This is a genomic window from Pseudoalteromonas sp. SWYJ118 (genome assembly GCF_015864505.1).
Classification (GTDB): Bacteria; Pseudomonadota; Gammaproteobacteria; order Enterobacterales; family Alteromonadaceae; genus Pseudoalteromonas; species Pseudoalteromonas arctica.
In genome coordinates this window covers 1-10,000 of the sequence record NZ_JADYXC010000045.1, presented here as the reverse complement: position 1 = coordinate 10,000, position 10,000 = coordinate 1, and the positions used below count along the sequence as shown (strand labels likewise).

At 39.2% G+C, this 10,000-nt stretch carries 6 protein-coding genes and 11 tRNA genes; 2 read left to right on the top strand and 15 right to left on the bottom strand.

The window, feature by feature from the left end; genetic code table 11:
• Positions 1 to 369 precede the first annotated feature (369 nt).
• Positions 370 to 1,785, top strand: coding sequence for an alanine/glycine:cation symporter family protein (locus I6F48_RS20790; RefSeq protein WP_010555303.1), 1,416 nt, complete (start codon positions 370 to 372; stop codon positions 1,783 to 1,785).
• 926 nt (positions 1,786 to 2,711) lie between these two features.
• On the opposite strand, the gene I6F48_RS20785 is transcribed toward I6F48_RS20790, so the two are convergent.
• The 15 genes from I6F48_RS20785 to I6F48_RS20715 all read right to left on the bottom strand — a co-directional run bounded on the left by I6F48_RS20785 (position 2,712) and on the right by I6F48_RS20715 (position 8,513).
• A tRNA-Leu gene (locus I6F48_RS20785) sits at positions 2,712 to 2,798 on the bottom strand.
• Between the two features lie 38 nt (positions 2,799 to 2,836).
• Positions 2,837 to 2,910, bottom strand: a tRNA-Cys gene (locus tag I6F48_RS20780).
• 19 nt (positions 2,911 to 2,929) lie between these two features.
• Positions 2,930 to 3,005, bottom strand: a tRNA-Gly gene (locus I6F48_RS20775).
• 49 nt (positions 3,006 to 3,054) lie between these two features.
• A tRNA-Leu gene (locus I6F48_RS20770) sits at positions 3,055 to 3,141 on the bottom strand.
• A 38-nt stretch (positions 3,142 to 3,179) separates the two neighbouring features.
• A tRNA-Cys gene (locus I6F48_RS20765) sits at positions 3,180 to 3,253 on the bottom strand.
• 19 nt (positions 3,254 to 3,272) lie between these two features.
• Positions 3,273 to 3,348 (bottom strand) — tRNA-Gly (locus I6F48_RS20760).
• Positions 3,349 to 3,397: 49 nt separating this feature from the next.
• Positions 3,398 to 3,484, bottom strand: a tRNA-Leu gene (locus I6F48_RS20755).
• A gap of 39 nt (positions 3,485 to 3,523) precedes the next feature.
• Positions 3,524 to 3,599: transfer RNA gene (locus I6F48_RS20750), tRNA-Gly, on the bottom strand.
• Between the two features lie 64 nt (positions 3,600 to 3,663).
• A tRNA-Leu gene (locus I6F48_RS20745) sits at positions 3,664 to 3,750 on the bottom strand.
• A 37-nt stretch (positions 3,751 to 3,787) separates the two neighbouring features.
• Positions 3,788 to 3,861: transfer RNA gene (locus I6F48_RS20740), tRNA-Cys, on the bottom strand.
• Between the two features lie 32 nt (positions 3,862 to 3,893).
• Positions 3,894 to 3,969: transfer RNA gene (locus tag I6F48_RS20735), tRNA-Gly, on the bottom strand.
• A gap of 212 nt (positions 3,970 to 4,181) precedes the next feature.
• Complete coding sequence (gene pgsA / locus I6F48_RS20730; RefSeq protein ID WP_032827134.1) at positions 4,182 to 4,727, bottom strand: CDP-diacylglycerol--glycerol-3-phosphate 3-phosphatidyltransferase; 546 nt, start codon at positions 4,725 to 4,727, stop codon at positions 4,182 to 4,184.
• Positions 4,728 to 4,769: 42 nt separating this feature from the next.
• Positions 4,770 to 6,593 carry an excinuclease ABC subunit UvrC gene (gene uvrC, locus I6F48_RS20725; RefSeq protein WP_197120223.1) on the bottom strand — a complete coding sequence of 608 codons (1,824 nt, stop codon included), beginning with the start codon at positions 6,591 to 6,593 and terminating at the stop codon, positions 4,770 to 4,772.
• A 9-nt stretch (positions 6,594 to 6,602) separates the two neighbouring features.
• Positions 6,603 to 7,253 carry a UvrY/SirA/GacA family response regulator transcription factor gene (gene uvrY / locus I6F48_RS20720; protein ID WP_002963136.1) on the bottom strand — a complete coding sequence of 217 codons (651 nt, stop codon included), beginning with the start codon at positions 7,251 to 7,253 and terminating at the stop codon, positions 6,603 to 6,605.
• 108 nt (positions 7,254 to 7,361) lie between these two features.
• Positions 7,362 to 8,513, bottom strand: coding sequence for a dicarboxylate/amino acid:cation symporter (locus I6F48_RS20715; protein WP_165729315.1), 1,152 nt, complete (start codon positions 8,511 to 8,513; stop codon positions 7,362 to 7,364).
• 362 nt (positions 8,514 to 8,875) lie between these two features.
• Here I6F48_RS20715 and cysK point away from each other — a divergent pair, with 362 nt between their 5' ends.
• Positions 8,876 to 9,844 carry a cysteine synthase A gene (cysK, locus tag I6F48_RS20710; RefSeq protein ID WP_002963138.1) on the top strand — a complete coding sequence of 323 codons (969 nt, stop codon included), beginning with the start codon at positions 8,876 to 8,878 and terminating at the stop codon, positions 9,842 to 9,844.
• Positions 9,845 to 10,000 lie beyond the last annotated feature (156 nt).

Here is a 10,000-nt window from a genome sequence, read left to right as displayed (position 1 = left end):
GCTTTAGCGTCTCAAGGGATGCGAATAATACACCCTTTATTTTTCGAGTCAACACTTAGTTTTAAACTTTCTTTTTAGATAATTTAAAACCGAAGTTTTATTTAACTCTCTGAGTAGTTCGTTCCTCGCTAGGCGTTGGCGTTTCCTGTCTCAGTGGGGTCGCATTATAGGGAGCTGCGGATTTTACGCAAGCGTTATTTGCATAAAATAGTAATTAAAATTAAGCCCCAAGCAAGCGCACACGATAAGCACAAGTTACCCACAAAACCCTGTTGATAACTCTGTTTTTGAACTTTAAAACTAAACACTTTTATCCTGATGTGATAAGTTGCGGTCACTTTTTTTAACTCATGTATTTAGGCAGTATCCATGACAGACATAATAAACAGTATAAGTGCCCTTCTATGGGGCCAAGTTCTCGTCTACTTATTAATAGCAGCAGGCCTCTTTTTTACTTTTCGACTAGGCTTTATTCAGTTTGTGCAATTTCCACATATGTTCAAAGTTATGTTTGGCTCTCGTAAATGTGCCGATAATGAAATTTCATCCTTTCAGGCTTTTTGTACTTCGTTAGCTGCACGTGTTGGTACAGGTAATATGGCTGGTGTTGCTGTTGCCTTATACCTAGGTGGGCCAGGTGCTATTTTTTGGATGTGGCTTATTGCATTAATAGGTATGGCTACAAGCTTTGCTGAAAGTACTTTGGCTCAGGCTTATAAAACAAAAGATGCTGATGGCAATTTTAGAGGTGGCCCTGCTTATTATATGCAAAACGGCTTAGGTAAACGCTGGATGGGGACTTTATTCTCGTTATGCTTAATTTTAGCCTTTGGTTTGGTATTTAACGCCGTACAGTCAAACTCTATTGCTGCAGCATTTGAAGTAGCGTTTGATGTACCTAAGTATATAGTAGGCATTTGCTTGGTTATTGGCTCTGGTATTATTATTTTTGGTGGTTTGAAAACGATTTCTCGTTTTGCTGAAATGGTTGTCCCATTTATGGCATTAGCTTACTTGTTAGTTGCTCTTTATGTATGTGCTATTAACTTTACTGCATTACCTGATGTAATTGTACTTATAATAAAAAGTGCTTTTGGTATTGAACAAGCTGGTGCAGGTGCAATTGGTTATGGTGTTACACAAGCTATGATCCAAGGTATAAAGCGTGGCTTATTCTCAAACGAAGCTGGTATGGGTAGTGCAGCTAATGCCGCAGCTACTGCGACACCTTACCCTCCTCATCCAGCATCACAAGGTTATGTGCAAATGCTAGGTGTATTTATTGATACTATTGTTATTTGTACAGCGACTGCTTCTCTTATTTTACTATCGCAGCAATTAGTACCTGAATCTGGTGTTATGGGGATTGAACTCACACAAGCAGCATTACAAGAACATGTCGGCGACTGGGGTACTTACTTTATTGCCATTGCTATATTGTTTTTTGCTTTTACTTCTATTGTGGCTAATTACTCTTACGCTGAAACAAATTTAATGTTTTTAGAGCACAACTCTAATAAAGGTATGTTTATCTTTAGACTTGTTGTTTTAGGTATGGTGATGTTTGGTGCTGTTGGTGAGCTTGGTTTAATTTGGACGCTGGCAGATATATCAATGGGTTTAATGGCCATTGTAAACGTTATAGCGCTATTTATGCTTTCAGGTGTTGTTGTATGGCTCTCTAAAGATTACAACGAACAACGCAAAAAGGGTTTAATACCCACCTTTGACAAAAGTAAGCATCCTAAACTTGCTAAAGAGGTCGATCCCGAGGCCTGGAAATAAACAATAAACAGCGAGCTACGACTCGCTTTTTTAGTTCTAAAAATAAAAAGCCCTGACACATAGCACTCGATCATTTATAAGTAAAAGCTGTTACGGACGATAAGAACCGTATAGACATTATCTGATTATCAGCCTAGATAAGACAACCTACAAAAACAGATGTTTAATGCCCACAGCTCTGCATTATGTATAAGCACTTTATTGTTTACCTATTTGAAGTTCTCACCATAACTCTAGACTTACTCTTACCCGCGATTTTTAACTTCCAATGAGCATGTGTTAGCAACCAATTCGACAACTATACCAACCTGCATAAATCTCTGAGCAATTTAACGAATTAAATTGCACTATAACGTCGTTAAAAATTTTTATTTAGAACACTAGATACAAAAATTTTTGCCTAAATCTAGCGTAATTTCCTTAACCTTAAATAGACCCCATATATAAGCAGATTGGTATTACTTTATGCTACCAGCACATAGGTGTTTGAACTTTGCTTTCAAGGTTATTTGCTCTCGAGGTGTAGATTGCTTTACTGTTTTGAATTTTTTAAAGCTAATGGCCTACTTTACTGGTTGTTATCATAAGTCTATGACGCTTAGTTCAGTTCAAAGTGTATTCATTAGCATAAAGTACTGTGTGTCGCTAAGGATTGCATGGCTGGTTTATTTGAGGCGCTATAGGATTGGGTTTGGAAATATTACATTATGCTTACTCATATATATCTTTAATACGATAGATATACAAACTCTTAATGAACTATCACACAACGCTATTATTGGGTAGACCATGCATAAAATAGTGCATATCAAGATAATATAAATCATAGAAAACATAAAAATGATAAATCAAGATTTTTACTGGATATTTTATAGATATTAGAAGATTTATTGGATATTTTTTAAGCAGAGCGCTTAATAGAGAGATGGTGCCCGAGGCCGGACTTGAACCGGCACGACTTGTTAGTCGAGGGATTTTAAATCCCTTGTGTCTACCAATTCCACCACTCGGGCATCGAGTTTGCTAATTAAAGCGTGTGGAGTAAATTATATGGAGGCGGAACCCGGAGTCGAACCGAGGTAAACGGATTTGCAATCCGGTGCATGGCCACTCTGCCATTCCGCCTAAATGTATCCAAATAATTTGGAGCGGTACACGAGGCTCGAACTCGTGACCTCGACCTTGGCAAGGTCGCGCTCTACCAACTGAGCTAGTACCGCAAAATACTGTTTTATCAACTTCAAATCATCTTGGTAAAATAATTTAAAGTGGTGCCCGAGGCCGGACTTGAACCGGCACGACTTGTTAGTCGAGGGATTTTAAATCCCTTGTGTCTACCAATTCCACCACTCGGGCATCGAGTTTGCTAATTAAAGCGTGTGGAGTAAATTATATGGAGGCGGAACCCGGAGTCGAACCGAGGTAAACGGATTTGCAATCCGGTGCATGGCCACTCTGCCATTCCGCCTAAATGTATCCAAATAATTTGGAGCGGTACACGAGGCTCGAACTCGTGACCTCGACCTTGGCAAGGTCGCGCTCTACCAACTGAGCTAGTACCGCAAAATACTGTTTTATCAACTTCAAATCATCTTGGTAAAATAATTTAAAGTGGTGCCCGAGGCCGGACTTGAACCGGCACGACTTGTTAGTCGAGGGATTTTAAATCCCTTGTGTCTACCAATTCCACCACTCGGGCATCGAGTTTGCTATTAAAAGCAAGTGGATAAAACTAATATGGAGCGGTACACGAGGCTCGAACTCGTGACCTCGACCTTGGCAAGGTCGCGCTCTACCAACTGAGCTAGTACCGCATCATATTAATTCTAAATTAACTATTTTATAAATTACACTTGGTAATGTAATTAAACCACAAAGTGGTGCCCGAGGCCGGACTTGAACCGGCACGACTTGTTAGTCGAGGGATTTTAAATCCCTTGTGTCTACCAATTCCACCACTCGGGCATCGAGTTTGCTAATTAAAGCGTGTGGAGTGTTGAAATGGAGGCGGAACCCGGAGTCGAACCGAGGTAAACGGATTTGCAATCCGGTGCATGGCCACTCTGCCATTCCGCCCCAATACTGGAGTAATAACCTTGAGATAAACTTGGAGCGGTACACGAGGCTCGAACTCGTGACCTCGACCTTGGCAAGGTCGCGCTCTACCAACTGAGCTAGTACCGCATTTTATTTATCAGTTATTTGAATTAACACATGATGATTTATGTGAACATTCAGGTAACTGATTAATTACCGTTTTGTTTATCTCGGGGGCTATGCCCTCTCAACACGGACGCATTCTACAGAGATTATTAAACGCGTCAATACAAAAAATGCTAGTTTTGAACTGTTTGCTTGTTTTTTATCTAAAACGGTGCGTTATTATACATTTAGAGTTAATTTTTAGTCAATTCACCCCATGCTGCACGTAAATATTGCATCATAGAACTCAAGGTTAAAAAGGTCGCAATGTACAGTAGTCCAAAACTTAAATAGTTCATCCACGTATCATATTGCCAAATCAAACCGATAATGGCTAACATTTGTGCAGCCGTCTTTATTTTACCCATATTTGATACAGCTACATTACCACGCTTACCCTGCTCTGCCATCCATTCACGAAGTGCAGATATGATAATTTCACGGCTTATTATAATAAGAGCAGGTATTGTCATATACATTGACTGGTACTGATCAGATAACGCTACAAGTGCAGCACATACCATTACTTTGTCAGCAACAGGATCTAAAAAAGCACCAAAAGGAGTTGATTGCTCAAGCTTTCTTGCCAAATAACCGTCTAATATATCGGTGATCGATGCAAGCCAAAAAATAAAGGCGGCAGCAAAAAAAGCCCAGCTATAAGGCAAATAAAATATCACCAAAAAAACGGGGATAAGAAAAAGTCTAAATGTTGTGAGTGTGTTTGGAATATTCCACATAACTACTTGGATATGTCTTTTTTGCTATATTCGCATGTAGGGCTAGCCCTTATCATGCAAATGGTTAAATATCTTCTCAGCCATGTCAGGGCTGATCCCAGGAACTTTCTTTAACTGTTCTATATTAGCAGCTTTTACACCCTGCATGCCCCCTAAATATTTTAATAATGTTTGGCGACGCTTAGAACCTACTCCATTTATTTCTTCTAGTAGTGATTGTGTACGTTGTTTTTGTCGTTTATTACGATGCCCTGCAATAGCAAAACGGTGAGACTCATCACGTATATGCTGAATCAAATGAAGCGCAGGCGCATCTGAATCCATCGGAATGGTTTTGCGTCCACTGTCAATCAATAGTGTTTCAAGACCGGGTTTACGACTCGTTCCTTTTGCAACACCGACTAATAAAGGCATTTTAGTGTGCGGCCAATTAGAAAAGTACTGCTCAGCGCGTCCTAACTGCCCCTTACCGCCATCAATAAAGATAACGTCTGGAATTTTGTCTTCGTCTACTAACTTGTTATAGCGCTTGTTAAGTGCAAATTCCATTGCAGCATAATCATCGCCACCTGTAATACCTGTTACGTTGTAGCGCCTATACTCTTTTGTATTTGGGCCTTGTGAGTCAAATACAACACAACTTGCAACGGTGTTCTCCCCCATGGTGTGGCTTATATCAAAACACTCCATTCGGGTAATATCGTCAAGTCGCAGTGTTGCTTTTAATTGTGCATAACGTTTATTAATAGAGTCTTGGGTACTTTGTTTAACCGCAATACTGTTTAATGCATTTTTATTGGCCAGTTGTAAGTATTGCGCACGCTCACCACGAGTGACCACTTTAAGGATTACTTTGCGCTCACTTATTTGTGTAAGCGCTTCGCCGAGTGCCCCGCTCTCTTCTATTTCAAACGGTAATATGATTTCTTTTGCAATACGCCCTGTTGCTCCTGGCGCTAAATAGTACTGTCCTAAAAATGAAGTCAATATTTCTTGCTCACTCGAATCTTTAGGTACTTTTGGAAAATAGGTTTTACTACCCAGTACTTTATGATCGCGGATCATTAATAAATGAATGCCGTTTAACCCGTTTAAATGCGCAAAACCGACAACATCCATTTCTGCAAAGTTACCAGAAATAGACTGTTGCTCCTGCATTTTACGAAGTAGCATTATTTGGTCGCGAACTTTTGCCGCCAATTCAAAGTTTAATTGCAGGCTGGCTGCTTCCATTTTTTTTATTAAATCAGCAATAACTTCGTGAGATTTACCCGTTAAAAATTTACGAACATAGTCAACTTGCTCACTGTAATCATCATCAGTTACTTTATTTACACATGGAGCTGAGCAACGTTTAAGTTGATATTGCAGACACGGGCGACTTCTTGCGCGGTAATAAGCATCTTCACATTGACGAACAGGAAATATTTTTTGCATTAACCGCAAGCTTTCAGATACCGCTCCTGCGCTTGGGAAAGGCCCAAAGTACTCACCTTTAATTTTACGACTGCCACGATGAAATGCTAAACGAGGGTGTTTATGGCTAGTGAGTAAAATATAGGGGTACGACTTATCGTCGCGTAATAATATGTTGTACCGAGGCTGATATTTTTTTATTAGATTATTTTCTAGCAGCAGCGCTTCGGTTTCAGTATTGGTGAGGGTGACTTCAATGTTACAAATATTACTCACTAAAACGCGTGTTTTGCTATCGGTAATGTTACTTCTAAAGTAACTGCTCACACGCTTTTTTAGATGCTTTGCTTTACCAACATAAATAACTTGGTTGTCACTATCAAGCATGCGGTATACGCCCGGCTCACTTGATAGCGTTTTGAGAAAATGTACGTGATCGAATTCAGACATAAATTATAGTTAGTACGAAACGTCTATATCAATCATTTTATGACGAATAGCTAAATGGGTAAGCTCAACATCACCACCTACATTTAACTTTTCAAACATACGGTAACGATAGCTATTTACTGTTTTAGAGCTTAGATTTAAGCGTTCAGCTATATTTTGTGCTTTTTCACCTTTGGTGATCATAAGCATAATTTGCAGTTCGCGCTCAGATAAACTCTGAAAAGGGTTTTCATCTGTGCGGCCTGTCACTTGTGCAAGCGCTATCTGCTGTGCAATTTCAGGTGCAATGTAACGCTGACCAGCATGAACACAACGAATGGCACGAACCATTTCATCAGAACCTGCACCTTTAGTTAAAAAGCCATGTGCACCAATTTGCATTACCTTGCTCGGAAACGGGTCTTCACAATTAACAGTAAGCACAATAATTTTTACATCTGGGCAGTAACGACAAATCTTTTTAGTCGCTTCTAATCCGCCCATGCCTGGCATATTCATATCCATTAATACTATGTTTGGCGCATGCTGACGACAAAACTGTACAGCCTCTTCGCCAGTTTTAGCTTCGCCAATTACTTTAAACCCTCGTACGTCATCAAGAATACGCTTGATTCCTGTTCGTACAAGTTCATGGTCATCAACTAAAAGTACATTAATCAATGGAACATCCTCACTTACCTAACAACATGCAATTTAATTAAATTAATTTGCCACAGTAACATACATAAAGCGAAACAATAATTAATATTATTGCCTCGCTCTAATAGTTTAAGATGACGATTTTTCGCTAAATCTGTCAACCCATAACGCAATGATACCATCACCCGTTACATTACACGCAGTACCAAAGCTATCTTGTGCTAAATAAAGTGCAATCATTAATGCAACAGCACCTTCATTAAACCCAAGCATGCTTGTTAATAAACCAAGCGCCGACATGACTGCACCACCTGGCGCACCCGGTGCTGCAATCATTACTACACCTAACATCATAATAAACGGTAGCATACCCATTAATGAAGGAACTTCCATGCTTGGCGATAAAAACATAACAGCCATTGCACAGGTTACTATAGTGATAGTTGAGCCAGATAAGTGAATAGTCGCGCAAAGTGGCACTGTAAAGTTAGCTACATCTTCTTTAACGTTATTTGCTTTACTTGATTGAAGCGATACTGGAATCGTTGCTGCACTTGACATAGTACCTAACGCTGTAAAGTAAGCTGGTAGCATATTTTTAACTAATTCGATTGGATTACGTTTTAACAATATACCTGTCGCTATATATAAAACGCTTAACCATAACCAATGCATAACAAGCGCTGCAATTAGTACTACACCAAATGTTTGCAACGTATCTACCACAGTGCCTGCCACCGTCATTTCGGCAAATACGCCAGCAATGTAAAATGGTAAAGCTGGAATAATTACTTTCGATAATAACCCGTCCACTACATCACGACCCTGATCAGACACCTTTTTAAGCGTATCAAGTTCTAGTTGGCTCATGCCTATACCAAATACAAAAGCAGTAACAAGTGCAGTCATAACGCCCATAAGTGGCGGGATTTCTAAATCAATAAAACTACCTATTTCAGTAGCAACTTCTGTTTCAAATGTAATGCCACCACTTAAAAAAGGTATAACAGCACTTACTAATAAAAATGCAAGCGTACCTGCAATAATGGTAGAGCTGTAAGCAAACCCTACTGTTTTACCAAGTAAGTGACCAGACCCTTTTGGTAGGCCAGCAATACCCGATGCAATAAAAAATAAAATGATAAGAGGGATGGTAAAGGAGATAATTTGACCAATCAGCTCTTTTACTGTAAATAAAAGTTCAACACCAGTTATAGGTACATACAGTCCGACTAAGATACCGGCCACAATACCGGCAATTAATTTTAAGATTAACTTCATTGTGATTGCTTAATTGAATTTAGATACGTGTTTTTATCATGTTTTAGACGCATTGTGTGATAAAACTATTCAAGTTACATTCATATGCACAAATAACGAACAAATACAGCTTGATCCAATGCTCTTTCGAACATTTTTTGACTAAACGAGTTTTTACTCTTTAAATTTCAAATTAAGCCCGCACCTATAATAACTAAAGCACCGTTAATAATTGATTTTTATTTCGGCTGGTTATAAGCCCAATAGATATATGTTATAGCCAAACTTTACTTTAGTTTTTTTAAACTCACAGTAAAGTGTGTTTATATAGTTAGTAGCAAAGGCTATTAACACGTTGATCAGATTGCATCCAAAGGAACATTATGTCTACTATTTTTGAAGATAACTCACTAAGCATCGGTAATACACCGCTGGTAAAACTTAACCGTGTTACAGGTGGGAATGTATACGCTAAAGTTGAATCTCGTAATCCAAGCTTTAGTATCAAATGCCGCATTGGTGCATCGATGATTTGGGAAGCTGAAAAATCAGGTCAGCTTGTTGAAGGTAAAGAACTTATAGAACCAACATCGGGGAACACCGGTATTGCACTTGCATTTGTTGCAGCAGCACGTGGTTACAAGTTAACACTTACTATGCCAAACACCATGAGCCTAGAACGTCGCAAGCTATTAAAAGCATTAGGTGCAAATCTAGTGCTTACCGACGGTGCTAAAGGTATGAATGGCGCAATTGAGAAAGCAAAAGAAATTCAAGCAACAGCACCTGATAAGTATATTTTATTACAACAATTCGAAAACCCTGCAAACCCAAAAATTCACTTTGAAACAACAGGCCCTGAAATTTACGATGCGCTTGACGGCAAAGTAGACTTTTTTGTAGCAGGTGTAGGTACTGGTGGTACTATTACAGGTGTTAGCCGCTACCTTAAAACAGAAAAAGGTTTAAACGTTAAGTCTATTGCTGTTGAGCCAACTAACTCTCCTGTTATTAGCCAAACGCTTGCCGGTGAAGAAATTAAACCTGGCCCTCATAAAATCCAAGGTATTGGTGCAGGCTTTATCCCTGGCAACTTAGATATGGACTTAATTGATGGTGCCGAGCTTGTATCTAACGAAGACGCAATTGCAATGGCGCATCAGTTAATGAAAAAAGAAGGTATTTTAGTCGGTATTTCGTCAGGTGCTGCGGTTGTTGCAGCTAAGCGAATTGCTGAAAAACCTGAAAACGCAGATAAAAATATTGTTGTTATCCTACCTAGTGCAACTGAGCGTTACTTATCAAGCCCAATGTTTGATGAAGAATTTAGTGAGCAAGAGTTAGTACAATAAGTAATTTTAAGATTTTTAAAAGGATGCTTTAGGCATAATGCCAGTCAGTTAAGCTGACTGGCATTTTTCTTTTTATGGGGATACTTAGATGGTTTTGGCTTAACCCATCGGGGATATCTTCTATCCTCTCGTCTAGCTGGAAGCTTAAATAAGACC

Excerpts from the sequence above, each read along its gene's own strand:
- I6F48_RS20790 (WP_010555303.1), top strand. The coding sequence starts at position 370 with ATGACAGACATAATAAACAGTATAAGTGCCCTTCTATGGGGCCAAGTT.
- pgsA (WP_032827134.1), bottom strand. The coding sequence starts at position 4,727 with ATGTGGAATATTCCAAACACACTCACAACATTTAGACTTTTTCTTATC.
- uvrC (WP_197120223.1), bottom strand. The coding sequence starts at position 6,593 with ATGTCTGAATTCGATCACGTACATTTTCTCAAAACGCTATCAAGTGAG.
- I6F48_RS20715 (WP_165729315.1), bottom strand. The coding sequence starts at position 8,513 with ATGAAGTTAATCTTAAAATTAATTGCCGGTATTGTGGCCGGTATCTTA.
- cysK (WP_002963138.1), top strand. The coding sequence starts at position 8,876 with ATGTCTACTATTTTTGAAGATAACTCACTAAGCATCGGTAATACACCG.